Annotated in this window: 29 protein-coding genes; 10 read left to right on the top strand and 19 right to left on the bottom strand. The window is 51.3% G+C overall.

The window, feature by feature from the left end; translation table 11 throughout:
• Positions 1–87 precede the first annotated feature (87 nt).
• The 4 genes from ABD949_RS27580 to ABD949_RS27565 form a co-directional block, all read right to left on the bottom strand.
• Positions 88–1506: an inorganic phosphate transporter gene (locus tag ABD949_RS27580; protein WP_345249191.1), complete on the bottom strand. Its 1419-nt coding sequence runs from the start codon at positions 1504–1506 to the stop codon at positions 88–90.
• A 144-nt stretch (positions 1507–1650) separates the two neighbouring features.
• Entirely contained in the window at positions 1651–2727 is a 1077-nt protein-coding gene (rlmN, locus tag ABD949_RS27575; RefSeq protein WP_345249189.1) for a dual-specificity RNA methyltransferase RlmN, read from the bottom strand.
• The gene (locus tag ABD949_RS27570; protein ID WP_345249187.1) at positions 2727–3293 is read right to left on the bottom strand and encodes a CvpA family protein; all 567 of its coding nucleotides are present in this window, start codon (positions 3291–3293) and stop codon (positions 2727–2729) included. The genes rlmN and ABD949_RS27570 overlap by 1 nt, the downstream gene beginning before the upstream one ends.
• Positions 3294–3380: 87 nt before the next feature.
• Positions 3381–3830 (bottom strand): GatB/YqeY domain-containing protein, encoded by a 450-nt coding sequence (locus tag ABD949_RS27565; RefSeq protein WP_345249185.1) that lies wholly within the window; start codon positions 3828–3830, stop codon positions 3381–3383.
• Between the two features lie 139 nt (positions 3831–3969).
• Here ABD949_RS27565 and ABD949_RS27560 point away from each other — a divergent pair, with 139 nt between their 5' ends.
• From ABD949_RS27560 to ABD949_RS27540, 5 genes are all read left to right on the top strand, one after another.
• Positions 3970–4707 (top strand): pyridoxine 5'-phosphate synthase, encoded by a 738-nt coding sequence (locus ABD949_RS27560; RefSeq protein WP_345249183.1) that lies wholly within the window; start codon positions 3970–3972, stop codon positions 4705–4707.
• A gap of 93 nt (positions 4708–4800) precedes the next feature.
• A complete protein-coding gene (gene mnmH, locus ABD949_RS27555; RefSeq protein ID WP_345249181.1) occupies positions 4801–5841 on the top strand; it encodes a tRNA 2-selenouridine(34) synthase MnmH in 1041 nt (346 codons plus the stop codon).
• Positions 5842–5866: 25 nt separating this feature from the next.
• Positions 5867–6241 carry a hypothetical protein gene (locus ABD949_RS27550; RefSeq protein ID WP_345249179.1) on the top strand — a complete coding sequence of 125 codons (375 nt, stop codon included), beginning with the start codon at positions 5867–5869 and terminating at the stop codon, positions 6239–6241.
• Positions 6242–6276: 35 nt separating this feature from the next.
• A complete protein-coding gene (locus ABD949_RS27545; protein WP_345249177.1) occupies positions 6277–6669 on the top strand; it encodes a RidA family protein in 393 nt (130 codons plus the stop codon).
• A gap of 5 nt (positions 6670–6674) precedes the next feature.
• On the top strand, positions 6675–7154 hold the full coding sequence (locus ABD949_RS27540; protein ID WP_345249175.1) for a ribosomal maturation YjgA family protein: 480 nt from the start codon (positions 6675–6677) through the stop codon (positions 7152–7154).
• Positions 7155–7391: 237 nt separating this feature from the next.
• Here ABD949_RS27540 and ABD949_RS27535 read toward each other — a convergent pair whose 3' ends face one another.
• Both ABD949_RS27535 and ABD949_RS27530 read right to left on the bottom strand, forming a co-directional pair.
• Complete coding sequence (locus ABD949_RS27535; RefSeq protein WP_345249173.1) at positions 7392–8744, bottom strand: Gfo/Idh/MocA family protein; 1353 nt, start codon at positions 8742–8744, stop codon at positions 7392–7394.
• Between the two features lie 108 nt (positions 8745–8852).
• Complete coding sequence (locus ABD949_RS27530; protein ID WP_345249171.1) at positions 8853–9425, bottom strand: hypothetical protein; 573 nt, start codon at positions 9423–9425, stop codon at positions 8853–8855.
• Between the two features lie 179 nt (positions 9426–9604).
• On the opposite strand from ABD949_RS27530, the gene prfA reads away from it, so the two are divergent.
• Positions 9605–10678 (top strand): peptide chain release factor 1, encoded by a 1074-nt coding sequence (prfA, locus tag ABD949_RS27525; protein ID WP_345249169.1) that lies wholly within the window; start codon positions 9605–9607, stop codon positions 10676–10678.
• Here the strand turns inward: prfA and ABD949_RS27520 are convergent.
• Positions 10675–11463 carry an SDR family oxidoreductase gene (locus tag ABD949_RS27520; RefSeq protein ID WP_345249167.1) on the bottom strand — a complete coding sequence of 263 codons (789 nt, stop codon included), beginning with the start codon at positions 11461–11463 and terminating at the stop codon, positions 10675–10677. The genes prfA and ABD949_RS27520 overlap by 4 nt on opposite strands.
• Before the next feature lie 85 nt (positions 11464–11548).
• Between ABD949_RS27520 and ABD949_RS27515 the strand changes: the two genes are divergently transcribed.
• The 4 genes from ABD949_RS27515 to ABD949_RS27500 all read left to right on the top strand — a co-directional run bounded on the left by ABD949_RS27515 (position 11549) and on the right by ABD949_RS27500 (position 14416).
• Positions 11549–12313, top strand: coding sequence for a DUF547 domain-containing protein (locus ABD949_RS27515; protein ID WP_425576815.1), 765 nt, complete (start codon positions 11549–11551; stop codon positions 12311–12313).
• Between the two features lie 212 nt (positions 12314–12525).
• On the top strand, positions 12526–13107 hold the full coding sequence (locus tag ABD949_RS27510) for a LemA family protein (protein WP_345249165.1): 582 nt from the start codon (positions 12526–12528) through the stop codon (positions 13105–13107).
• A 74-nt stretch (positions 13108–13181) separates the two neighbouring features.
• On the top strand, positions 13182–13619 hold the full coding sequence (locus ABD949_RS27505) for a TPM domain-containing protein (RefSeq protein ID WP_345249163.1): 438 nt from the start codon (positions 13182–13184) through the stop codon (positions 13617–13619).
• The gene (locus ABD949_RS27500; protein WP_345249162.1) at positions 13616–14416 is read left to right on the top strand and encodes a TPM domain-containing protein; all 801 of its coding nucleotides are present in this window, start codon (positions 13616–13618) and stop codon (positions 14414–14416) included. The genes ABD949_RS27505 and ABD949_RS27500 overlap by 4 nt, the downstream gene beginning before the upstream one ends.
• A 61-nt stretch (positions 14417–14477) precedes the next feature.
• Here ABD949_RS27500 and ABD949_RS27495 read toward each other — a convergent pair whose 3' ends face one another.
• From ABD949_RS27495 to ykgO, 12 genes are all read right to left on the bottom strand, one after another.
• Positions 14478–15050 carry a hypothetical protein gene (locus ABD949_RS27495; RefSeq protein WP_345249160.1) on the bottom strand — a complete coding sequence of 191 codons (573 nt, stop codon included), beginning with the start codon at positions 15048–15050 and terminating at the stop codon, positions 14478–14480.
• Between the two features lie 91 nt (positions 15051–15141).
• Complete coding sequence (gene gpmI, locus ABD949_RS27490) at positions 15142–16674, bottom strand: 2,3-bisphosphoglycerate-independent phosphoglycerate mutase (RefSeq protein ID WP_345249158.1); 1533 nt, start codon at positions 16672–16674, stop codon at positions 15142–15144.
• Positions 16671–17204: a low molecular weight protein-tyrosine-phosphatase gene (locus ABD949_RS27485; RefSeq protein WP_345249156.1), complete on the bottom strand. Its 534-nt coding sequence runs from the start codon at positions 17202–17204 to the stop codon at positions 16671–16673. The genes gpmI and ABD949_RS27485 overlap by 4 nt, the downstream gene beginning before the upstream one ends.
• Positions 17205–17270: 66 nt before the next feature.
• Positions 17271–17582, bottom strand: coding sequence for an FtsB family cell division protein (locus tag ABD949_RS27480; protein WP_345249154.1), 312 nt, complete (start codon positions 17580–17582; stop codon positions 17271–17273).
• A gap of 93 nt (positions 17583–17675) precedes the next feature.
• A complete protein-coding gene (eno, locus tag ABD949_RS27475; protein WP_345249152.1) occupies positions 17676–18953 on the bottom strand; it encodes a phosphopyruvate hydratase in 1278 nt (425 codons plus the stop codon).
• Between the two features lie 112 nt (positions 18954–19065).
• Positions 19066–20169 carry a glutamine-hydrolyzing carbamoyl-phosphate synthase small subunit gene (carA, locus tag ABD949_RS27470; RefSeq protein ID WP_345249150.1) on the bottom strand — a complete coding sequence of 368 codons (1104 nt, stop codon included), beginning with the start codon at positions 20167–20169 and terminating at the stop codon, positions 19066–19068.
• An 87-nt stretch (positions 20170–20256) separates the two neighbouring features.
• On the bottom strand, positions 20257–20889 hold the full coding sequence (rplQ, locus tag ABD949_RS27465) for a 50S ribosomal protein L17 (RefSeq protein WP_345249148.1): 633 nt from the start codon (positions 20887–20889) through the stop codon (positions 20257–20259).
• 65 nt (positions 20890–20954) lie between these two features.
• Positions 20955–21944 carry a DNA-directed RNA polymerase subunit alpha gene (locus tag ABD949_RS27460; protein WP_345249146.1) on the bottom strand — a complete coding sequence of 330 codons (990 nt, stop codon included), beginning with the start codon at positions 21942–21944 and terminating at the stop codon, positions 20955–20957.
• A 97-nt stretch (positions 21945–22041) separates the two neighbouring features.
• Positions 22042–22647 (bottom strand): 30S ribosomal protein S4, encoded by a 606-nt coding sequence (gene rpsD / locus ABD949_RS27455; RefSeq protein ID WP_345249144.1) that lies wholly within the window; start codon positions 22645–22647, stop codon positions 22042–22044.
• A gap of 95 nt (positions 22648–22742) precedes the next feature.
• Complete coding sequence (gene rpsK, locus ABD949_RS27450) at positions 22743–23138, bottom strand: 30S ribosomal protein S11 (RefSeq protein WP_345249142.1); 396 nt, start codon at positions 23136–23138, stop codon at positions 22743–22745.
• A gap of 76 nt (positions 23139–23214) precedes the next feature.
• The gene (rpsM, locus tag ABD949_RS27445) at positions 23215–23592 is read right to left on the bottom strand and encodes a 30S ribosomal protein S13 (protein WP_345249140.1); all 378 of its coding nucleotides are present in this window, start codon (positions 23590–23592) and stop codon (positions 23215–23217) included.
• Positions 23593–23598: 6 nt separating this feature from the next.
• Complete coding sequence (ykgO, locus tag ABD949_RS27440) at positions 23599–23715, bottom strand: type B 50S ribosomal protein L36 (RefSeq protein ID WP_018618719.1); 117 nt, start codon at positions 23713–23715, stop codon at positions 23599–23601.
• Between the last annotated feature and the right edge of the window lie 9 nt (positions 23716–23724).

Genomic DNA, 23724 nt, shown 5'->3' with positions numbered 1-23724 from the left:
TGGCGCATACATAGCTTCGCATAATCCATTCTAGTGGGCGACAGCCAAAGAATGCGCCAGCAGGCTCCCTTCAGGGCTGGGGTACTATCAAAGAATCCAGCGGAAGAAGATATACAGCGTAAAGGAGAGTAAAATCGATACGGGCAGGGTAAGTACCCAGGCGGCTGCAATGTTGCGGACAGTACCACCCTGCAGGTTTTTGATACCTTTATTGGCCACCATACTACCGGCAATACCTGATGATAGTACGTGGGTGGTACTCACGGGCAGTTTCAGCGCCGACGCAATACCAATGGTGCTGGCCGCTACCAACTCGGCCGATGCCCCCTGCGCATACGTCAGGTGCTGCTTACCGATCTTTTCACCCACGGTTACCACAATCCGGCGCCAGCCCACCATAGTACCCAGACCCAGCGATAAGGCGATCATCAGAATAACCCAGGTAGGGGCGTAGTCGGTAAACCGGCGTAATCCCTGCTTTTCATCCAGGTTCTGGCTGATGGCATCCCGCTCGCTCTTGCTTAATTCCACCTCCTCGCTGTCCATCAGCTTTTTCAGGTTGCTGTTAATCAGCAGCAAATCCCGCCGGACATCCAGGCGCTTTTCGGCCGGCAGGCTCCCGTTAACCAGTGAATCAGTCAGGGTGGCCTGTAGTTCGTCAATTTCCTGCCGGGTTATCCGAAGGCGCAACCGGTCTACCTGCCCAAGCCCGACTGTATCAATCCGACCGACTGACTGCTCGATCCGGGCCAGATTTCCCTGCATGGCCAGCGGATCCTTGCCGATATCCAGCGCAAAATAAGCCGGAGTGATTCCGATCAAAATGAGCATAACCAGCCCGACGCCTTTCTGACCGTCGTTACTGCCGTGGAAAAAGCTAACCAGTGTACTGGTGCCAATGAGGATGCTGCGAATCCAGGTCGGCGGGGGAGCGTTCTTTTTCGGCTCTTTAAAAAGTTGATCTTTTACGTCGGCCGGCACCATGCGCCGGATCAGAAACATCAGGATAACCACCAGGCTAAAACCCAGCAAGGGAGACAAAAGCAGCGCCTGGAATGTTTCAAATGCCTTATCCCAGTTAACCGCCGAAGTCGAGCTCTCGGGCATGGTGGAAAACGCCAGTCCGACGCCCAGAATTGATCCGATCAGCGTGTGCGAACTGGAACTGGGCAGCCCAAAATACCAGGTACCCAGGTTCCAGATAATTGCACTGATCAGCAGCGCCAGCACCATAGCAATGCTGTGGTACACGTTCTGGTCGACCAGCAGTTCGACGGGCAGCAGGTTTACAATGCCCATCGCCACGCCAATACCACCAAATAGCACCCCGATAAAATTGCAGATGCCAGACCAGACTACGGCCACGGTAGGTTTCAGCGAGTTGGTATATATGACAGTAGCTACGGCGTTGGCGGTATCATGGAAGCCATTGACAAACTCAAATGCGCAGGCAGCTAAAAGACTGATAGACAAAAGGATAAAAACATCCGTTTCGAGTCCAAACATGTTATGTTGAAGAGCAGTAGACACAAGCCAACTCTCTGTTGGCTAAAATTTTCGCAAAGGTACGGCAAACTTATCAGCCCAATGTTAAGAAATTATTAACAGCACCGGGCCGGGAGATTCGCCGGCTTCGTGATATAACGATTCTTAAGCTGCTTTGTCTTTTCCCGCTAATTGGCCACAGGCTGCGTCAATATCCTTACCCCGGCTGCGACGAACATTCACGATTACCCCTTTGCTCTCCAGAAAAGCGGCAAATTTATCGAGTGTCTGCGGGTCGGTATTCTTAAAAGTAGCCTCGGCAATGGGGTTGTACTCAATGATGTTCACCTTGGCGGGTACACGTTTGGTAAACTCCCACAGCTCCTTGGCGTCCTGTAACGTATCGTTGAAGTTGTAGAATAGAATGTATTCCAGCGTAACGCGGGTACCGGTTTTCCGGTAAAAGTATTGCAAAGCTTCCGCCAGCGCCTTCAGCGTGTTGCTTTCGTTGATGGGCATGATCTGGTTCCGCTTCTGATCGTTGGCCGCGTGCAGCGACAGCGCCAGGTTGAATTTTACGCCATCGTCGCCCAACTGCTTAATCATCTTGGCAATACCGGCGGTAGATACCGTAATCCGCTTGGGTGACATATTCAGGCCGTCCGGCGAGGTAATCCGCTCTACCGAATCCAGCACGTTGCGGTAGTTTAGCAGGGGTTCACCCATACCCATATAGACGATATTGGTCAGGGGAGCGCCAAAGTTTTCCCGCGCCTGACGGTCTACCTCCACCACCTGATCGTAAATTTCAGAGGCATCCAGGTTCCGCTTGCGCTCCATATAGCCGGTGGCGCAGAACTTACAGGTCAGCGAGCAGCCTACCTGCGAGGATACACAGGCGGTCATGCGATCCTGGTCTGCCTCACGCAGGGCAGGTATCAGGACCCCCTCCACCAGGTTGCCGTCGTACAGCCGGAACGATGATTTGATGGTACCGTCGGAACTCTTCTGCTGCTGGTCCACGGCAAGCGGACGGATGTCGAAATGCGCATCCAGCAACTGCCGGGTTTTAAGGGAGAGGTTCGTCATCTGGTCGAACGACCTTGCCGATTTCTTCCAGAGCCACTCGTAGACCTGTTTGGCCCGGAATCCCTGCTCGCTATGCTGCACCATCCAGTCCTTCAGCTGGTCGGCCGTCAGTTTCCGTATATCTTTTTTCTGCTGTACCGCTGCCTCTGTCATTATAAATCTTCCTTACTCAGTTTTTGTCCTATTTCGGCCTGGTCTTTTTGCGCTTTCCAGCGCCGAACCGCATTACCCCCAGCCGGAATCCACTCCGACGTTACGTCCATAATTTTGGGCGCAATGGGTAAAATATGGGGGTATATCCAGGTTCCGTCGGTCTGCCGGGCCGGAATCTTGACCCCTATGGTACTAAACAACCAGAACAGCACACTAATTCCGAACACCCACGTAAAAATACCAACGGAGGCTCCGGCCATGCTGTCGAACGTACCCAGCAGGGTATACCGCAGCGACTGCCGCAGCGAATACCCCATCTGGTTGATTAAGAAAATGGTCGGAAAGAAAATAACGGAGAACCCCAGCCAGGGCAGAATCCGCCGGGCCACTTCGGTGCTGATGTATGGTGTCAGCAGGTCAATGCCGAAGTTCAAAAACTTAAACCCGACGATCATCGCCACAATAAACGCCACCACCGCCACGATCTCCACCAGGAGCCCTTTGCGGTAGCCGTTATACGCCCCCCAGATCAGGGGAATGAGGATCAGGATGTCGAGGGTCTTCACGGAATAATTGAATTGCTGAATGATTGAATTATTGAATGAGGGGGCCGTTTGCTATTCAGTCATTCAACAATTCAATCACTCAATCATTTAACTGAGCAGTTGCTTCACCGCACCCGAAATTGCCTTGCCATCTGCCTGGCCGGCGAGTTCTTTGGTGGCGACGCCCATGACTTTGCCCATGTCGGCCGGGCCGGTGGCACCTACGCGGGCGATGATATCCTGTAACCGGGCTTTTAATTCGTCGTCGGAGAGCTGCTGGGGCAGGTATTTTTCGATGACGGCTATTTCGGCTTCTTCGGTTCTCAACAGATCTTCGCGGCCCTGCTGGCGGTAAATGTCGGCGGAGTCTTTGCGCTGTTTAACGGCTTTGGTTAGAATACGGGTTTCGTCTTCCGGCTTAAGGCTATCACCGGCGCCTTCTTTGGTTTCTTCCAGCAGGATCATGGATTTGATGGCCCGCAAGGCCCGCAGCCGGTCCTGGTCTTTGGCCAGCATGGCCTGCTTAATATCAGCGTCGATTTGTTGCTTCAGTGACATAGGGTGAAATGCAATAGAATAATGAACAATGGATGTACCTTTACAGACCGGGAACAAATGAAAGTTGGGCAAAGTTACAAAAACAGCGATACCTCTTCCATTCAGTCACTCAGTCATTCGTTAATTCAACCTTTTGCAGATGACTCGCCTAAGCGTTAATATCAACAAAATAGCCACCCTGCGCAATGCGCGGGGCGGCAATACCCCCAATGTCGTACGGGTAGCCCAGGATGCCGAGCGGTTCGGTGCGCAGGGTATCACGGTTCACCCCCGCCCCGACGAACGGCATATCCGCTACCAGGACGTCCTGGACCTGAAAGAAGTCGTCACCGCTGAATTCAACATCGAAGGTAACCCCGACGACCGCTTTATCGAACTCGTGAAGCGGGTAAAGCCCGATCAGGTAACGCTGGTACCCGACGCGCCAGATGCCATTACCTCCAACGCCGGCTGGAATACCCTCCACCACGCCGATCACCTGCGCCGGCTGGTTGATACCTTCAAGAGTGATGGCATCCGGGTATCCATCTTTGTGGATGCCGACGAGCGCATGGTCGAAGGGGCCAAAGCGACCGGCGCCGACCGCATTGAACTGTACACCGAACCCTATGCCGCTCACTTCTACGACAACCGCGAACACGCTGTTGCTTCGTTTGTGCAGGCGGCCCGTGTAGCCAACGAATTAGGCATTGGCCTAAATGCCGGTCACGACCTCAACCTGGATAACCTGCGGTACTTTGCCCAGCACATTCCCGGCCTGCTGGAGGTATCCATCGGGCACGCCCTGATCAGCGATGCCCTTTATTTTGGCCTGGAGAATACGATTCAGATGTATCTTCGGGAGTTGAGTAACCTGGAATTGCACTCCGGTCATTAAGTACCTGGAATCGCATTCCGGGCTTGTCGTAACTCCGGAATACAATTCCGGGATACAAAGCAGCGAAAACCGGATTATAAATCCGGTCTACATATGGTCCAGCAATTAACCGTCGAAGAATTTCTAGAAAAGTCCCGGCAACTACCCGTCATTGATGTACGGTCGCCGGGCGAATACGAGCATGCCCATATTCCCGGAGCCGTTAACATCCCGCTGTTCGACAATGAGGAGCGGGCACAGGTAGGTATCCGTTACAAAAAATCCGGCAAAGATGCCGCCGTAATGCTGGGTCTGGATTTGATCGGTCCCAAGCTGACGTCGTTTGTTAAGCAGTCGCGGAAGCTGAACCCGAAAGCGCAGGAGGTGCTGGTGCACTGCTGGCGGGGCGGGATGCGAAGCGGCAGTTTTGCCTGGCTGCTGAACACCGCCGGGATGACCGTAGCAACCCTGATCGGCGGCTACAAAGCCTACCGCAACGCTGTGCTGGAAGCCTTTGCCGAACCGCGCCAGTTGATTATTCTGGGAGGAAAAACGGGCAGTGGCAAAACCGATGTGCTGAAAGAGCTGGCCCGGCAGGGCGAACAGGTCATTGATCTGGAAGGACTGGCTCACCACAAAGGCTCGTCGTACGGTGCCATTGGGCAGGCCCCCCAGCCCAGCTCCGAGCAGTTTGAGAACGCCCTGTTTGCTGAATGGCGGCAACTCGACCCCACCCGGCGGATCTGGCTGGAGGACGAAAGCCGTAATGTAGGCACGTGTTTTATTCCGCTCCCGCTCTGGGAGCAGATGCGGACCGCGCCGGTTGCCTTTATCGATGTACCGAAAGAGATTCGTATTCAACGACTGGTGCTGGAATATACCGGCATTGACCACCAACTGCTGATTGAAGCCACCGAACGCATTCGACGGCGATTAGGCGGCAAAGATACCCAACTGGCGCTGAACGCCCTCGCCGAACACGATTACGCCACCGTTGCCGACATCACGCTCTCGTATTATGATAAAGCTTACCTGCACGGCCTGGCGCAGCGCAAAGCCGAAACGGTTCAACGGCTGGACATTACAGAAGATAATCCGGCCGAAACCGCCCGGCAGTTGCGGGCAGAAGAATATAAAAAGGTTATCTTGGGGTAGTTACGGTCCTTATAAATTGGCTGCTATGATTCCTAAAATACCGCTTATCCAGAAGGGCCCCGTTAATCAGCACCTGGTTAAGCCTACCGGCTGGATCCTGATTGGCGCCGGCTTGTTTCTGATGGTTTTTATGGGTGGGCTGCTGGCGTTTTGTCTGGGCATGTTTCCGCTCTCGGCCATTTTTCCGGGTACGTACCGGGACCCCAATGCACCTGCCGTTTCGCTGGGGTTAGGGGCCGCGCTCTTTATTGGCTTTATCTTCTGCTTCGGCGTGGTCAGTTTTACCGAAGGATTCTGGCGGTTACGCTACGGAAAATCGAACCCCAGGCTAATGCTGGCTATCCTGGTACTCGGCCAGCTTTTCATTACGGGAGGGCTTCTCGCCAGAGCGTTCCGATAAAGCATCAGTAGTTGTGTTCATTCTCTGTCGACCTTATGATTAACCAAATTGAAACGCCAAACGCGCCCCTGCCCGCCGGTCATTATGCCCAGGCGACCGTCTGGAACGACCTAATCTTTGTCTCCGGCCAACTACCTATCAACCCCGTGACGAAAGAGAAAATGACCGGCCCGATTGAGGAGCAGACCCGGCAGGTATTGGAAAATGTAAAAGCCATTGTGGAAGCGGCCGGCAGCGACCTCAGTCACGTGCTGAAAACCACAGTGTACATCGCCGACATCAGCCTCTGGGACCAGGTGAATGCTACCTATGCCGGCTTCTTCGGTGACCACCGCCCCGCCCGCGCCGTAGTCCCGACAAAGGAACTACACTTTGGCTTTTTGATTGAAATAGAAGCGGTGGCGGTGCGGATAGGGGCAGAAAAGTAAGCGAGTTGGTACTCGTAATTCTGTTCGGTCAACTCCATCAGCAAGCGGTTCAACATGCCAAAACCATCCCTAGCCAGAAGCCGCATTATTTACGGAGGCTCACATTCAGTGTGCTGGCAACAGGCTTTGCCTCCCGGCGTTTCTTCGGCGACTATGCGTTCATCAGGATGTATGTAGGCGATGGGCTGTGGGCCTTAATGGTATTTTTTGGCCTCGCTTTTATCTTCCGCCGATGGTCAACGCAGGCCATTGCGGCAGCCGCTTTAGGGTTCTCAACGTTCATAGAGCTTAGCCAGTTGTACCATGCCCCCTGGATTGATAGTCTGCGGAATACCCTGTTAGGTGGATTAATCCTGGGCTTTACCTTCGTGTGGAGCGATCTGCTTTGTTACAGCCTGGGCGTTGGGTTAGGTGTACTCACCGAAACCTATGTCATCAACCATAATGCTAAATACATGGCGGCTTACCCCGATAAAGTGCAATAAGCCGATAACTAGCAGAGTTGTATCATTTCGAGAACAGTTCTATAATCAAACGTTATGTTAACCTTAACGAAAGAAAGCCTCTAATTACCTACCTGTTTTAACTTCAAAATCAGGTGCTTATACAAAATTTTTCAGTTAGTACAGAACAAATCTCTCTTACTTAACAGCGTGACACATGGCATAACGAAAAGGGCCGCATCCAGGTAGAAAGCAGCCCTTTTGTGCATAAGCAGATCATTACATCGCCCAACCCTGGCGGTATTCTCGCTTCAGGTATTGGTTCAGTTCCGGCGCGTTGGGAAACTGCAGGTTCTGCGCATCCCAGTTGATTTTGGTCCCCTGCTTGTAAAGCGCCACTACCCCGAGCAGCATGGCCTCGTTCAGCGGACCGGCATACTCAAACGGACAAACGGCCTTTCCATTCCCTTTGCAGGCTTCGGCCCAGTTACGCTCGTGGCTCATGCCTACGCGAGGTATTGTCTGCGCCGGTTTCTTATACGCTTCCATCTTCTCCTTCGGTAGCAGACGGGGCTTGGCCCCGTAGGTTTCGTGCATCAGCTTGCCTTTCGTACCAACGTACAATACCCCTCCCCCTTTATTCACCGGCTCATCGCCCAGTTCCAGCGGCTTGGGCGGCAAAATACCGCCATCGTACCAGGTCATGGTAATTACCGGATTCTTTTTGTCGTTCGTCGCAAATTCATACGTCACCATGGAGGCCAGCGGATAACTCTGCGCCGGTCCTTTGGAGTCATTTTTGCCGAAAGGCGTTGAGGAAGCCTCTACACTGGTAGGAGCCGTCAGACCCAGCGCCCAGTACGGGTGGTCGATCAGGTGAGCGCCCATATCGCCCAGGGCCCCTACCCCATAATCGACCCAGCCGCGCCATTTAAACGGCGTATAGGCGGAATGGTACGGCCGGTACTGGGCGGGGCCGATAAACTTATCCCAATCCAGCGTATCGGGTACGGGCATGGTTTCCGTGGGTGCCGGCATGCCCTGCGGCCAGATGGGCCGGTTGGTCCAGACGTGCACCTCTTTTACTTTACCAATGGCACCGTCGGCAATCCATTCGTTGATGGAGCGGGCGTCGTCGCTGGAGTGGCCCTGATTTCCCATCTGCGTCACCAGTTTCGGATTCTCTTTGGCCAGACGCGCCAGTTCCCGCGACTCCCATACCGATACCGTCAGCGGTTTCTGCACATACACGTGCTTGCCGAGCTTCATGGCCGTAGAGGCCTGGATAGCGTGCTGGTGGTCGGGGGTGGCAATGATTACCCCTTCGATGTCTTTCTGCTCCTCCAGCATCTTGCGGTAATCTTTCCACCGCTTGGCATTGGGGTAGGTGTTGAATACCGGTCCGGCATAGGCATCGTCGATGTCGCAGAGCGCGACGATGTTCTCCGTCGGGGCCAGATTCCGCAGGTTGCTTTTGCCCATGCCGCCGATACCGATGGCGGCCACGTTCAGCTTATCGGACGGAGCGATAAACCCTTTACCACCCAGCACATGCCGGGGTAGTATGGTGATACCGGCAAAAGCCAGCGAGGCTCCTTTGACGAAGTCCCGGCGTTTCATGTTGTTCTTCATGGTCAATCAGTTAAGGGGAAAGGATCAAGGCCGGAAGAGAGCCAGCCCGTATTGTTTTTAGTACCTCTAAAATAGCAAATCGTACTACGCCCACTGACGTAAACACGCTTATTTTTTAGTACTGATATGCCGGATTACCTCTTTCTTGGGAAAAGCGATGCGCCAGACGGCCAGTGGCTGTGCCTGTCCGGTAAAACACTGCTGACAAATGGGGTTCTCCGCAGGAACCGGTGCATTGTAGACAAACAGAGTATCGCCAATCCGCTGAATATTGCTGGTTTGGGGCAGCTTATTCTCAGCATTATACAGATACGCGTCCAATACCTCCCGCTCCTTAGCGGCCAGCGCCTGGTTATTCACATCAGCCGCGCCCAGCAGCCGGACGGTGACGCCGTACTTCTTAGCAATAGCCTGCGTTTTGGGCAATGTTTGCAACTGGCATAGTTCTGCCGGTTGGGCGGTGGTCCCGGCCTGTTTCAGTTTAGCCGTCAGCTCAGTCTGGGCAACGTTGGCAATCTGCTGCCCCCATTCATCAACAGCCTCATTCATCTGGACAGCCGTTACCCGTTTTACTTTTTTATCGGCCATTTCCTGCTTCAGTTTGTCGGAGTATTGAATCCGGTCTGTGTTGCAGGCAGCCAGCAGCGTCAGTAGTGTAAAGAGCGTTATGCAGCGGTTCATCGACAGGAACTTAATAGGTCTGTAAAGCGTATAACAAAGGTATATCTACCCCCGTTACCGAACCATCAGAATTTTGTACTTTTGTCATAAATACGACACTGGACGTTTGACTATAGATTTCGTTTGTGAACCGCTCCGTCTAACGTCTGATGTCCAACTCGCTAACGTCTTACAAGAATATGATTGAGCAGTTAGAATCCATTCGTGAACGCTTTAATGAGGTATCTCAGCAGATTGTACAGCCTGAGATCGTCTCGGACCAGAAGCGTTTCATGAAGATCAGCAAAGAATATAAAGACCTGGAGAAGATTGTTCAACAATACCAGGCATACAAACAACTGCTGGCCGAAATCGACAACGCGAAAGAAATCATAGCGACCGAGAAGGATGAGGATTTCCGCGAACTGGCCAAAGCCGAACTGGATGAACTGCTGCCCCGCCGGGAATCGCTGGAGGAGACGCTGAAAGATATGCTGACGCCCAAAGACCCGAACGACAGCAAGAACGTTATTCTGGAAATCCGGGCCGGTACGGGTGGCGACGAAGCCTCCATCTTCGCCGGTGACATCTATCGGATGTACCAGCGCTATTGCGATAAAATGGGCTGGCGTATGTCGCTGATGGACTTTACGGAAGGTACCTCGGGCGGCTATAAGGAAATTATCTGCCAGGTTGAAGGCGAAGATGTGTACGGCAAACTGAAGTTTGAATCCGGCGTTCACCGGGTTCAGCGCGTACCGGCTACCGAATCGCAGGGGCGTATTCATACCTCGGCCGCTACCGTAGCTGTCTTGCCGGAAGCGGAAGAAGTGGACGTAGAAATCAACATGAACGACGTTCGCAAAGATACCTTCTGTTCGTCGGGTGCAGGTGGTCAGTCCGTAAACACCACGTACTCTGCCGTGCGGTTGACGCACCTGCCGTCGGGTCTGGTGGTGCAGTGCCAGGATGAACGTTCGCAGATCAAGAACATGGAAAAAGCGCTGACGGTACTTCGGTCCCGTCTGTACGAGATCGAACTGCAGAAGCATAACGACGCCATCTCGTCGCAGCGCAAGTCAATGGTGGGCAGTGGCGACCGTTCTGACAAGATCCGGACGTACAACTACCCCCAAAGCCGCGTCACCGACCACCGCATCGGCCTGACGGTCTACAACCTGCCGGCGGTCATGGACGGTGGCATCGACGAATTCATCGAGCAACTCCGCATTGCTGAAAATGCAGAGAAGCTGAAAGAGGGGGTAGCAGCTTAAAGGCTCCCCGTCTTCCCCCCATCGACGGGAACATTGATTCCATTAATTGAAGCGGCCGCTGGTGTGCATAAAAAAGCAACGGCGGCCGCTACTTCTTCGGCCGTAGCAAACCGACCCATTGGAATCTCCGACTCCAGCTGCCGCGCCATCTCTTCCTCTGATTTATGCTGAGCTTTAGCCCGCGCGGTCAGCAACGAATCCAGGCGAGCCGTACGCGTATAACCGGGCAGTACGTTATTCACCGTTATTCCCTCCCGTGCAATCTCCAGTGATAAGGTCTTAGCCCATTGCGCCACCGCCCCCCGAATAGTATTCGACACGCCAAGACCAACAATCGGCTGCTTGACAGACGTGGAAATTATGTTGACAATACGGCCATACCCGGCTTTTTTCATAGCCGGTACCACCGCCTGTACCAGATTCTGGTTATTAATCAGGTGAGCGGCAAATGTCTGGCTAAAAGCTTCCGGCTGCGCGTCGATAAGTGGCCCGCCTGCCGGACCTCCCGTGTTGTTGATCAGAATATGTACTTCCGGAAACGCGATCAGGTATAGGTCAATGGCGTCTTTTACCTGATCCGGTTGGGCAAAATCGGCGACGATATACCGGTGAGCCTGCCCTTTGCTGGTATTCAGTTCCTGTACCACCTTTTTAAGCGTTTCCTCGTTTCGGGCAAAGAGTGTTACATTCGCACCTAGTAAGGCGAGTTCTACGGCCGATGCTTTGCCGATGCCCTGGGTACTGCCGCAGACGATAGCAGTTTTGCCGGTAAGGTCAAGATTCATAGCTTCTGTTTGGATGTCAAGGGCCCGACAACGACGTAAAATAAGCAGGGCCTGGTTTGCGCAAATACTTAAAAACCTGAATTAAATGAAACACTATAATGCACTGGCAGGTCTGGTAATCCTGCTACTGATGACTACCTCCGCCTTTCGGTTCCCGACAAAACCCGATGTAGTTGATCATAGCCTCTGGAGTCAGCTGCTTAAGGAACACGTTAATGAACGCGGCCTTGTCGACTACAAAGGTTTTAAAAAAGACGAAAAAGAGCTAAAGAGGTACCTTGATTTGCTCAGCAAAAATCCACCTTCTGATAAATGGAGCCGCCAGGAGCAGATGGCCTATTGGATCAATGCCTATAACGCCTACACCATCCAGCTTATTCTGGATAATTATCCGGTAAAAAGTATTAAAGACATTGGCTCTAAGATCAAGATCCCGTTTGTGAATACCCCCTGGGATATTGAGTTTATTAAGATCGGTGGGCAGGAGTACGACCTGAACAATATTGAGCACGACATTCTGCGGAAGAAGTACAACGACCCCCGTATCCATTTTGTGCTGGTCTGCGCGGCCGTCTCCTGCCCGCGTTTGCGTAATGAAGCCTACACGGCGGATAAACTCGAGCGGCAGATGGATGACCAGGGCCGGGATTTTCTAAATAATCCGGCACGCAACAACGTCAAAAAAGGACAGGCCAGTCTGTCGCAGCTCTTTAACTGGTACCGGATGGATTGGAACGACAACAATAAATCTGTAGAATACTGGGTTAACCGGTATGCCAATACCAAAATTGACAAAAACACCCGGATTTCCTATATGGATTATAACTGGGATCTGAACGAGCAGAAATAAGGTATTCCCTTTGTATCGTCTTCCGCAAATCAGGCTCCTGACGCCCACAACAGAACAAGAAGTCTAATGGGTTGTTATAGAAAAGGATTATCCTTTGCCGGTCTTCCGTCGCAGGAAGTGACCAGCAAGGAAATCTTCCATTCATGTATATTTGTTCAGACTTATCTTTAGTTTTGGGCAGATTTGCTTAACCAATAACTCTATCTAAGACCATGTCAAGAGCCTTAATTATTATTGTTGTACTGGCGCTGGTTTTCGGCTTCTTCGGCTGCAGCACGTACAATGGAATGGTACAGAAAGACGTAAACGTTCAGGAAAAGTGGGCGGCCGTGCAAACACAATACCAGCGCCGGGCTGATCTTATACCCAACCTTGTCCGGACAGTACAGGGGGTGGCGAATTTCGAAAAAAGCACCTTAACGGCCGTTATCGAAGCTCGGGCCAAAGCCACTTCGATCCAATTAAACGCCGACCAGTTGACCCCCGAAAACGTAGCCCGTTTCCAGCAGGCGCAGCAACAGCTCGGCGGGGCCTTGTCCCGGCTATTGGCAGTAGCCGAAAACTACCCCCAGCTTAAGGCTACCCAGAACTTCTCTGAACTACAGGCCCAGCTGGAAGGTACCGAAAACCGCATTGCGGTGGCCCGTAATGACTTCAATACGTCTGTACGAGACTATAACCAATCCGTACGAACGTTCCCGAACAATATCTTTGCCGGCATCTTTGGATTCCAGCAACGCGGATTCTTTGAAGCCTCAGCCGCTGCTCAGCAAGCACCGACGGTCCAGTTTTAATGGTCAATGAGCAATGTAGGTGAATAAGGGCGTTCCTTCTCATCTGCATTGTTCTCTCTTCACTAATCGTTCCTATGTCAGCCATAAATCTTTTTACCGCTGAACAGCAGCAACGTATCATTGCTGTCATCCGGGAAGCCGAACTGGCTACATCGGGCGAAATTCGGGTGCATATTGAAAAGAAATGTACCGAAGAGAATCCGGTAAAAAGAGCCATTGAAGTCTTTGGTAATTTAGGTATGCACCAGACGGCCGAGCAAAACGGCGTGTTGTTTTACCTGGCGACTGAAGACCGGAAATTTGCCATTATCGGCGACAAAGGCATCAATGAACGCGTACCGGCAGGTTTCTGGGACAGCACCAGGGAGTTGCTGCGGATGCACTTTGCCGCCGGCGATTATGCAGAAGGGTTGTGTCGGGGTATCGATGAAGCCGGCCGGCAGTTGAAGCAGTTTTTTCCCCGTGCCCACGACGACTCCAACGAGCTATCCGACGAAATTTCGTTTAAATGACCCACCTCCAATTGACATACACTACCTACCGCTGGCTTGCGACACTGCTGCTTTTTCTGATTTCGCTAACGGTTCTCGCGCAGGATAACATACCCGACCGACCCAATCCCCCCCGGCTGGTCAATGACTTTGTTGGTATTCTGAATCCCAGTGAGCGGGCGCAGCTCGAACAAAAGCTCAAGACCTACAACGACTCAACCTCTACCCAGATTGCCGTTGTTATTGTTCAGACCACGGAACCGTATCCTATCGGCGACTACGCCTTTCAGGTTGGCCGGAAGTGGGGCGTTGGGCAGGAGGGAAAGAACAATGGCCTGGTCCTCTGCTGGGCGACCAGCACCCGTAAAGTATTTATTGCTACCGGTTACGGCCTGGAGGGCGCTATCCCCGATGCTATTGCCAAACGCATTATCAGCGACATTATCGTTCCTAATTTCCGGCAGGAGCAATATTACCAGGGATTAGACCAAGCCACCACAGAAATCATCCGCCGGGCCAGTGGAGAATACAAATCCGACGGCACCCAGGCTGAAGACGGGGCAGGCGGAGGCTCGTTCTTCTTTATTATTCTGGTGTTCATCGTGATCCTGTTTATCATCAGTCGGCGAAATCGGGGTGGTGGTAGCGGCTTCGGAGGCCGACGGGGGGGCGGGGGCTGGTTCTTTCCATACACCACTTTCTCCGGCTGGGGTAGTTCCTCGGGCAACTGGGGTGGCGGAGGCGGTTTCGGCGGGGGGGGCTTTGGAGGCTTCGGTGGCGGCAGCTTCGGCGGGGGTGGTGCCGGGGGCGATTATTAAGTAAGCAGGGGGCAGATTGCAGTAGGCAGAAGCTGTATACCCCCTGCCAATTGCATACTGCTTACTGCCTACTCAGAACTCTCCCTTCTACCGAGAAATCTTTTCTATCAAAGAAGGTCAACTGCTGAAAGCCATCAATGCGGTAATGGTTCAATTGCCATTTCTGGTCCGGACTGACACTGCTCTCCAGCAACAGCCGCCGTTCTGACTGATATAGGGGATTGTCGGTAACAAGTAAAGCTTCAATACGACTTGGCTTCTGATAGAGCGAGTCCAGCACTACCGTTAACGCATGTACCGGCAGCTTTTCGCCGGCTTTCAGCTTATATTGCACCGTAAGCGAATCAGGTTTGCTAATCAGGTAGCTATTACGATAAGCTGGCTTGTTTATATCGGCCTGCAGAAAGAGCTCCAGTTCCTTAATCCAGTTAATGTCATCTACCCGTTTCTGATTTACCTGCCCTTCTACCAATAACCGCTTTATGACCGTTGGCTTCCGCTGAGCCAGGGTGTCGATTTGCCGCTGGATATAGCCGGCTACGTCATAATAACGATTGGCTTGTGTTTGCTGCGCCGGATTGTTGCAGGCCGCGATGAATAGGAAAAGGCTGACTAGGGCAAAGACTTGCTTCATGGGAAAAAAGTCACCCCCCGCTGGTGAACGGAGGGCGCGTTACGAAAGAGAACATCACCGATGGTTCCAACACCAATTTTTTGTAATGAGTTTACTGGCCCGCCAGAATCAGGTTCTCGCCCGTCATCTCCATAGGCTGCTCAATACCCATCAGATACAGAATTGTTGGCGCAATATCGGCGAGCTTACCGTCCTGCAGACGCGGGTGGTACTCCTGATCGACCAGAATACAGGGAACCAGATTGGTAGTATGTGCCGTATTAGGCGTCCCGTCTTCATTGATCATGTAATCGGCGTTACCGTGATCGGCAATAATAATGGCCGTATACCCATGTTCCAGACCCGTGATTACAACGTCTTTCGCACAGGCATCCACCGTCTCTGCGGCTTTGACAGCGGCCATAAAATCGCCGGTATGGCCAACCATGTCGGTATTGGCAAAGTTCAGGCAGATAAAATCCGGTTCCTCGCTTTGTAGCGCCTTCACAATGGCGTCGCGAATGTCGTAGGCGCTCATCTCCGGTTTCAGATCATACGTCGCCACTTTTGGAGAAGGACATAAGATTCGTGTTTCCCCTTCGAATGGTTCTTCCCGTCCACCGGAAAAAAAGAAGGTAACGTGGGGGTACTTCTCGGTTTCTGCGATCCGTATCTGCTTCCGCCCCGCAACCGACACGACCTCCCCCAGGGTATTCTGTAAATTATCCTTGTCAAATATCACCTTCACCCCGACAAAGTCGTTATCGTAATTCGTCAGAGTCACATAGTACAGATTCAGCTTATGCATATCCTGCTCCGGAAAATCCCGCTGCGTCAGGGCCTGCGTAATCTCACGGCCGCGGTCCGTGCGAAAATTAAAGCAAATAACTACATCACCCGACTGAATTGTTGCCACGGGTGAGCCATCGGGTTTTGTTGCAATGATCGGTTTGATAAACTCATCGGTTGCTCCGTGGTCGTATGATTCTTCAACGGCCGCGAGCGGGTCCTGGGTATGCACACCAAATCCCTTTACCATGGCATCATAAGCCAGTTTTACGCGTTCCCAGCGGTTATCCCGATCCATGGCGTAGTAGCGACCGATGATGCTGGCAACTTGCCCAGTAGAAGACGCCATATGCTGCTGAAGCTCTTTCAGGAAGCCAATGCCGCTGCGGGGGTCGGTATCGCGGCCATCGGTAAACGCATGAACATAAACGTTGGTCAGACCTTTTGCCTGGGCAATGGAACACAGTCCTTTCAGGTGGTCAATGTGTGAGTGTACGCCACCATCAGAGACCAGGCCAATGAAGTGGACCGGTTTGCCTTCCTGTTTAGCATAGCTAAGGGCATCGGTCAATGTAGGGTCAGCATCAAGGGTATGGTCCTCAACTGCTTTATTAATTTTAACCAGATCCTGGTACACAATTCGTCCGGCTCCGAGATTCATATGCCCTACCTCCGAGTTACCCATTTGACCTTTGGGCAGACCAACGGCCAAACCGGAAGCATCCAGCCGGCTGTGCGGGTACTGGAGCAGCAAAGAGTCGTAGAAGGGGGTATCGGCCTTATCAATTGCCGATACTTCGGGCTTCTGGGCAATGCCCCAGCCGTCGAGGATCATCAGAATTACTTTCTTGTTCAATTTCTTACAACAGTTGACGTAGAGGGGGAATCACTGGCGGGAATCAGCTCATGCCGCTCTATGAGGTACGTTAAAAACTGGAGACAACAGCGGTGCACGATTTGATAGACCTGCTCAAATACTTCGGCATCTTCGTAGTAGGGGTCCGGGACGTTGGGCTCGTCATTGACCTCAGGGTCAAATTCACGCAGCAGAAAGGTATTCTCATCGCTATACAAGCCCAGGCTCCGATGGCTAAGGTTTTGAATAGCCCCGAAGTTGGCTTCATCCATTGCGACCAGATAATCAAACTGAGCCAGATCTTCGCCGGTCATACGCCGGGCACGATGGGTCAATTTGAGGCCATGCTCCAGCGCATTTTCGCGCGTGCGCCGGTCGGGTAAGTCACCAATGTGGTACGATGATGTACCCGCCGAATCACAGGTAATCTGGTTACCGAAACCGTACTCCTCAACCAGCATTCGGAAGATGCCCTCTGCCACGGGAGACCGGCATATATTGCCTAAGCAAACAAACAGAACACTTATCATTTTACCAGGCAGTAAGCAGATTACGGTAAGCATTTCCGATCAGACAGTGCAACAGCCTTATCGCACTTACTTCTCAATCGGTTCGTTAGTTTCGTCGACAATGACGTACACCGTTTCGGTCGATTTCTTCATGAGGTATTTCTCACGGGCAAATTTCTCCAGGCGCCGGTCGTTACCTAAAATCTCTTTCCGTTGCGCCTTTACCTCATCAATCTTTTGCTCGTAATACGCTCGTTCATTTTCCAGCTCCCGGACTTTGAGCCAATGGCGCGTTTGGGACACCAGGTCGTTTGCATCAAAAAACAAGACCCAACCCAGTAGCCCCAATCCGGAGGCTACATAAAAATTCCTGCCATAATGAAGAAGCCGCTGCCACATAGCCGTAAAGTTGGCAGTGGGCAGTTAGCAGTAGCCAGAGATAAAAGCAGGGTACTGCTTCTCTTCTGCCTACTGCCATCTGCCTACTGCAGACTAAAATTTCTTACCGGGGAAGTATGCCATTTCACCTAATTCCTCTTCGATACGAAGTAATTGATTGTATTTCGCCATCCGATCAGACCGTGAGGCAGACCCGGTTTTGATTTGACCCGTATTTAAAGCTACCGCCAGATCGGCAATAGTTGCATCTTCGGTCTCGCCCGAGCGGTGCGACATGATGTTCTTGTAAGAGTTCCGCTTCGCCAGATTTACGGTATCGATGGTTTCTGACAACGAGCCAATCTGGTTTACCTTCACCAGAACGGCGTTAGCGATACCTTCATCAATACCCTTCTGCACCCGGGTTACGTTGGTAACGAATAGGTCGTCACCTACGAGCTGGATTCTCTTACCAAGTTGTTCTGTTGTTTCTTTCCAGCCGGCCCAGTCATCTTCGCCCATACCATCTTCAATGGAAAGGATCGGATACTTGTCGCACCACTCTTTCCAGTAATTGGCCATCTGCGAAGAAGTCAGCTTGTCGCCGGTTGACTTTTTGAAATGATACTGACCAGCGTCGGCATCGTAGAATTCAGAAGCGGCCGCATCCATGGCGATGAAGATGTCTTCGCCCGGCCGGTACCCTGCTTTCTCAATGGCTTGTAGCACCACCTGAATGGCCTCCTCGTTCGATTGGATGTTCGGCGCAAAACCACCTTCATCCCCCACGTTTGTGGAGAGACCTTTTGACTTCAACACCTTCTTCAGGGTATGGAATACTTCAGTTCCCATCCGGAGTGCCTCAGAGAAGCTGCTGGCATTGACCGGCATCACCATGAACTCCTGAAAATCGATAGAATTATCAGCGTGACTACCACCGTTCAGGATGTTCATCATCGGCACAGGCAGGGTATTGGCGTTTACCCCACCAACGTAACGGTACAACGGCAGCCCTGCTTCCTGAGCCGCAGCCTTGGCCACCGCCATTGATACACCCAGAATAGCATTAGCGCCCAGTCGACCTTTATTTTGGGTACCATCCAGCTCCAGCATGATTCGGTCAATCACACCCTGCTCGAAGACCGACAAGCCAACCAGTTCTGGAAAAATTAACTCATTGACGTTCGAAACTGCCTTTAATACGCCTTTTCCGACGTACACTTTATCATCGTTATCGCGCAGCTCAACAGCCTCGTGGGTTCCCGTTGAAGCGCCGGATGGTACAGCCGCCCGGCCCAGAAAGCCATGTTCGGTACGTACATCAACTTCAACGGTTGGATTGCCTCTTGAATCCAGAATCTGTCTGGCATGAATGCTTTGAATGGTACTCATTGCGTCTATTGTGGGGTTATTAACTATACTGAAAATATAATTTGCCGGCTGCCTGCGAAGGAGCAGGAATTAGCTATGTACGGGCACAAAGTAACAAAATCCCGGCTACTTTTTAGGCCTGTTTAATTAACTTAATGAAGTCGTCAAACAGGTAGTGCGAATCGTGCGGCCCAGGTGAAGCCTCCGGGTGGTACTGCACCGAAAACGCTGGTTTATCTTTACGACGAATCCCTTCAATGGTTTTGTCATTCAGGTTGAGGTGAGTCACTGCTACATGACTATGGTCCTGTAACTCATCAGCTTTTACAGCAAAACCGTGGTTTTGGGAAGTCACTTCACAGCGTCCGGTAATCAGATTCTTTACCGGGTGATTCAGGCCACGGTGACCATTATGCATTTTGTAGGTAGATATGCCACTAGCCAGCGATAGGATTTGATGTCCCAGACAGATTCCAAACAATGGCTTCTCAGTGTCCAGCGCCTGCTTTACGGTCTCTACCGCATACGGCATAGCGGCTGGGTCACCAGGGCCATTGGAAATAAAGAATCCATCCGGATTCCAGGCAGCCAGTTCAGCGAAAGGCGTTTTCGCCGGGAATACCTTACAATATATACCCCGGCTGGCCAGATTGGTCAGAATGCTCTTTTTGATACCCAAATCCAGCACGGCTACTTTATACCGGGCATCTTCGTTACCAACTTCGTAGGTGTTTTGTGTTGATACGGTTGACGCTAGCTCCAGTCCTTCCATATCAGGTACTTTATTAAGTTCAACCAGCAACGCTTCTGGGTCCAGAATTTCAGAAGAGATGATGCAGTTCATAACGCCCTTATCCCGAATATGCCGCACCAATTGCCGGGTGTCTACCCCATGTATGCCTACAATATTGGCTTTTTCAAAATAATCCTGCAGGGAACCATCGGCAGTATGGCGGGAGTGAATAGGCGAAAAATAATTGCATACCATGCCCATAATCTTTACACCATCTGATTCCTCTTCTGAGTGAAGTTGTACTCCGTAATTGCCTATATGTGAGGTTGTATTGACAATTACCTGGCCGTAGTAAGAAGGGTCCGTATAAATTTCCTGATACCCCGTCATGCCGGTATTAAAGCAGATCTCTCCGCCGGCTGTACCAATTTTTCCCAGTGCCAAGCCTTTAAAGACCGCACCATCCTGCAAGACTAGTAATGCCTCCCGCTGCGTAAGATTCATGTGTCGCCTGATGTTTGTTTATTGGTTAAAAAAAAGGGGCTAAACCTTACGGTTAACCCCTCCTGTAATTAGTAAGAAAATAACTCATTAGCTCTGCTTCGACTCGTCGGCTGCGTTATCGTCCGTATTTGTCGTTTCGTCTGCCGAAGCTTCAGGAGCAGCTTCAGCGGTCGGTTGAGCCTCTTGTGTCGTGTCGACTGCCGCAGGCTCCTCTGCCACCACGTCAGCAGCAGGTGCCTCAGTAGCTGGCGCGGCTACCGTTGCCGCAGGAGCAGCGGCTTCAGTGCCTTCTGCCTTGCGACCACCACGACGGCTCCGGCGAGTACGGGTAGCTTTCTCAGGGGTTGCTGTCAGCAGCGCTTCGTTGAAATCTACCAATTCCATCAGGCAGGTTTCCGCATTATCACCAGCGCGGTTACCCAGCTTGATGATGCGTGTGTAACCACCCGGACGACTTGCAATTTTATCGGCTACATTACCAAAGAGCTCTTTCATCGTCTCTTTGTTATTTAGGTACTTGAACACAATCCGCCGATTCTGATACGTATCATCTTTCGCCCGTGTCAGGATTGGTTCTACGTATTTCCGTAGTTCTTTCGCTTTTGCCAGAGTCGTTTCAATACGCTTGTGCAGAATAAGCGAAGAGGCCATATTCGACAGCATCGCTTCCCGGTGCGAGTGCGTACGGCTCAGGTGATTATCTTTCTTTCCGTGTCTCATTGTTTTTTAGAATCAGGGCCAGCACAGCATAGTTTCCCAACCTGCCTACTAACCAAAACCTTCATTTAGTCCTCTTCCAGTCTGTATTTGGCAACGTCCATTCCGAACGTCAGACCTTTCTCTGCAACAAGTTGCTCAAGCTCCGTCAGTGACTTTTTACCAAAGTTACGGAACTTCATCATATCTGAAATTTCCAGTCTTACCAGATCGCCCAGCGTCCGCACATCTGCCGATTTCAGACAGTTATAAGCGCGCACAGAGAGATCGAGGTCAGATAGTGGTGTCTTCAGCAGCTTACGCATATGCAGCATCTCTTCATCCACCACGTTGTCTTCTTCCGGCTTAGCGGTTTCGAAGGTCATTGTCTGGTCAGAGAACAGCATGAAGTGCTGAATCAAAATGTGGGCAGCACCTTTCAAAGCCTCTTCCGGGTGAATCGAACCATCAGTCTCGATATCCAGCAACAGACGCTCATAGTCAGTCTTCTGCTCAACCCGCGTATTTTCTACGCTGTAGCGAACATTCTTAATAGGCGTGTAGATGGCATCAATAGGGATGTGCCCGAATGGCAATTCATTGGCACGCGGTTCGTCAGCCGGTATATAACCCCGACCTTTCTCCACAATGATTTCCATCTCTAGTTCACGGGTATCATCCAGGTGGCAGATCTCCAGTTCAGGATTCAGAACCTCAAATGATGCCGAGAACTTTGATATATCACCCGCCTTCAAAACCGGCGAGTTCTTTATAGTAACCGTAATCTTGTTGTCGATCATGTCGGAAATCTTCTTGAAACGAACCATTTTCAGGTTCAGAATGATCTCTGTCACGTCTTCTACAACGCCCTCAATCGACGAAAACTCATGCAGTACGCCCGGAAACTTAACGCTTGTTATAGCGTAGCCTTCCAGCGACGACAGCAGAATCCGCCGGAGCGCATTACCAATCGTTACACCGTAACCCTTTTCGAGAGGCTTAAACTCAAACACACCGTGAAAGTCGTCGGATTTTTCCATTACGACTTTGTCGGGCATTTGGAAAGCTAATATTGACATACGTTTTTGTTTTTACAGCAGTTTTCTGCCAATGGAGTGAATGATTCCAGCAATATGGCATAAAGTAGCAGAACCCGGTTGAGTTCTGCCCCCTGAATTACTTCGAATACAATTCGACGATCAACTGCTCGTTGACATTCTCCGGAATCTGATCACGTTCGGGGTAGCTGATAAACTTTCCCGTATATTGCTGATTATCCCACTCCAGCCAGTTGTAACGCTTCACATTACGTGCTGACAGGCTGGTAGTAATGGCTTCCAGAGACTTAGATTTTTCGCGAACACTTATAACTTGGCCCGGACGCAGTGAATACGATGGTATGTTTACAACCTCTCCATCCACTACAATATGCTTATGAGTTACCAGCTGACGAGCAGCGCGACGAGTCGGCGCAATACCCAGGCGGTAGATAGTATTATCCAGACGGGCTTCGCAGAATTTGAGCAAGTTCTCACCGGTAATTCCCTCTTTAACAGCGGCCCGATGGAAAATGTTCCGGAACTGGCGTTCCAGAACTCCGTAGATATATTTAACTTTCTGCTTCTCCAGCAGCTGCTGCGCGTATTCCGATTGCTTCCGCTTCCGGCCGCGTCCGTGCATGCCCGGAGCGTAATTCTTTTTTTGAAGCGCTTTGCTTGGGCCTAAGATCGGCTCTCCAAACTTGCGCGAAATTTTGGCTTTTGGTCCAGTGTAACGTGCCATTTGTACTAAAAGAATGAATAATGTGACCTGCATGGACAGACACAACCAAATGTCGCCTGTCCGTATTCATTGCTACAGTCGATTGAAAAATACGATTATACGCGACGGCGCTTCGGCGGACGGCATCCGTTATGAGGCAGCGGAGTAATATCACGGATCGAAGTCACTTCAATACCCGTGTTCTGAATAGTCCGGATTGCTGATTCGCGACCAGCGCCGGGACCTTTCACAAATACTTCTGCTTTCCTCATCCCGAGATCATGCGCTACCTGTGCACAGTTCTGGGCAGCTGTCTGCGCTGCATAAGGCGTGTTTTTCTTCGATCCTCTGAAGCCCATCTTACCGGCTGATGCCCAGGAAATCACCTGACCATTCATGTTGGTAACCGATATGATGATGTTGTTGAAGGTAGCCTTGATATGTACCTGGCCTACCTGCTCAACAACTACTACTCTTTTTTTCGCTTTGTCTTTGCGTTTTGCTTGAGCCATTGTTGTAAAAATAGTTTGCAGTATTCAGTCGGCAGCAGGCAAACTCTGCATACTGCCTTCTGCACCTGCCTACTTATTACTTCGTTGCTTTCTTCTTATTAGCAACTGTCTTACGCTTACCTTTCCGGGTACGAGAGTTGTTCTTCGTCTTCTGACCACGGACAGGAAGACCTTTCCGGTGACGCAAACCACGATAAGAACCAATGTCCATCAATCGTTTGATGTTCAGCTGCACTTCTGATTTCAGTGCACCTTCTACTTTGTACTCATTAGCGATGATCGAACGAACAGCACCTGACTCTTCGTCGTTCCACTCACTTACTTTCTTATTTACATCGACACCAGCGCCCGATAAGATTTTCTTAGCTGAGCTCCGGCCGATGCCGAAAATGTACGTGAGCGCAATCTCGCCCCGTTTCCGATCCGGAATATCAACACCTGCAATCCGTGCCATAGACGATTATCCTTGTCTTTGTTTGTACCTGGGGTTTTTCTTGTTAATCACGTAAAGTTTTCCTTTACGCCGGATCACTTTGCAGTCTTCACTGCGTTTCTTGATCGATGCTTTGACTTTCATGGTCAGTAA

Origin of the sequence: Nibrella saemangeumensis (genome assembly GCF_039541915.1) — a bacterium.
Lineage (GTDB): Bacteria > Bacteroidota > Bacteroidia > Cytophagales > Spirosomataceae > Nibrella > Nibrella saemangeumensis.
Note: the sequence above shows the minus strand (reverse complement) of the source record. Positions and strands in the feature narration are given on the sequence as shown.

Excerpts from the sequence above, each read along its gene's own strand:
- ABD949_RS27580 (WP_345249191.1), bottom strand. The coding sequence starts at position 1,506 with ATGTTTGGACTCGAAACGGATGTTTTTATCCTTTTGTCTATCAGTCTT.
- rlmN (WP_345249189.1), bottom strand. The coding sequence starts at position 2,727 with ATGACAGAGGCAGCGGTACAGCAGAAAAAAGATATACGGAAACTGACG.
- ABD949_RS27565 (WP_345249185.1), bottom strand. The coding sequence starts at position 3,830 with ATGTCACTGAAGCAACAAATCGACGCTGATATTAAGCAGGCCATGCTG.
- ABD949_RS27560 (WP_345249183.1), top strand. The coding sequence starts at position 3,970 with ATGACTCGCCTAAGCGTTAATATCAACAAAATAGCCACCCTGCGCAAT.
- mnmH (WP_345249181.1), top strand. The coding sequence starts at position 4,801 with ATGGTCCAGCAATTAACCGTCGAAGAATTTCTAGAAAAGTCCCGGCAA.
- ABD949_RS27550 (WP_345249179.1), top strand. The coding sequence starts at position 5,867 with ATGATTCCTAAAATACCGCTTATCCAGAAGGGCCCCGTTAATCAGCAC.
- ABD949_RS27545 (WP_345249177.1), top strand. The coding sequence starts at position 6,277 with ATGATTAACCAAATTGAAACGCCAAACGCGCCCCTGCCCGCCGGTCAT.
- ABD949_RS27535 (WP_345249173.1), bottom strand. The coding sequence starts at position 8,744 with ATGAAGAACAACATGAAACGCCGGGACTTCGTCAAAGGAGCCTCGCTG.
- ABD949_RS27530 (WP_345249171.1), bottom strand. The coding sequence starts at position 9,425 with ATGAACCGCTGCATAACGCTCTTTACACTACTGACGCTGCTGGCTGCC.
- prfA (WP_345249169.1), top strand. The coding sequence starts at position 9,605 with ATGATTGAGCAGTTAGAATCCATTCGTGAACGCTTTAATGAGGTATCT.
- ABD949_RS27520 (WP_345249167.1), bottom strand. The coding sequence starts at position 11,463 with ATGAATCTTGACCTTACCGGCAAAACTGCTATCGTCTGCGGCAGTACC.
- ABD949_RS27515 (WP_425576815.1), top strand. The coding sequence starts at position 11,549 with ATGAAACACTATAATGCACTGGCAGGTCTGGTAATCCTGCTACTGATG.
- ABD949_RS27510 (WP_345249165.1), top strand. The coding sequence starts at position 12,526 with ATGTCAAGAGCCTTAATTATTATTGTTGTACTGGCGCTGGTTTTCGGC.
- ABD949_RS27505 (WP_345249163.1), top strand. The coding sequence starts at position 13,182 with ATGTCAGCCATAAATCTTTTTACCGCTGAACAGCAGCAACGTATCATT.
- ABD949_RS27500 (WP_345249162.1), top strand. The coding sequence starts at position 13,616 with ATGACCCACCTCCAATTGACATACACTACCTACCGCTGGCTTGCGACA.
- ABD949_RS27495 (WP_345249160.1), bottom strand. The coding sequence starts at position 15,050 with ATGAAGCAAGTCTTTGCCCTAGTCAGCCTTTTCCTATTCATCGCGGCC.
- ABD949_RS27485 (WP_345249156.1), bottom strand. The coding sequence starts at position 17,204 with ATGATAAGTGTTCTGTTTGTTTGCTTAGGCAATATATGCCGGTCTCCC.
- ABD949_RS27480 (WP_345249154.1), bottom strand. The coding sequence starts at position 17,582 with ATGTGGCAGCGGCTTCTTCATTATGGCAGGAATTTTTATGTAGCCTCC.
- eno (WP_345249152.1), bottom strand. The coding sequence starts at position 18,953 with ATGAGTACCATTCAAAGCATTCATGCCAGACAGATTCTGGATTCAAGA.
- carA (WP_345249150.1), bottom strand. The coding sequence starts at position 20,169 with ATGAATCTTACGCAGCGGGAGGCATTACTAGTCTTGCAGGATGGTGCG.
- rplQ (WP_345249148.1), bottom strand. The coding sequence starts at position 20,889 with ATGAGACACGGAAAGAAAGATAATCACCTGAGCCGTACGCACTCGCAC.
- ABD949_RS27460 (WP_345249146.1), bottom strand. The coding sequence starts at position 21,944 with ATGTCAATATTAGCTTTCCAAATGCCCGACAAAGTCGTAATGGAAAAA.
- rpsD (WP_345249144.1), bottom strand. The coding sequence starts at position 22,647 with ATGGCACGTTACACTGGACCAAAAGCCAAAATTTCGCGCAAGTTTGGA.
- rpsK (WP_345249142.1), bottom strand. The coding sequence starts at position 23,138 with ATGGCTCAAGCAAAACGCAAAGACAAAGCGAAAAAAAGAGTAGTAGTT.
- rpsM (WP_345249140.1), bottom strand. The coding sequence starts at position 23,592 with ATGGCACGGATTGCAGGTGTTGATATTCCGGATCGGAAACGGGGCGAG.
- ykgO (WP_018618719.1), bottom strand. The coding sequence starts at position 23,715 with ATGAAAGTCAAAGCATCGATCAAGAAACGCAGTGAAGACTGCAAAGTG.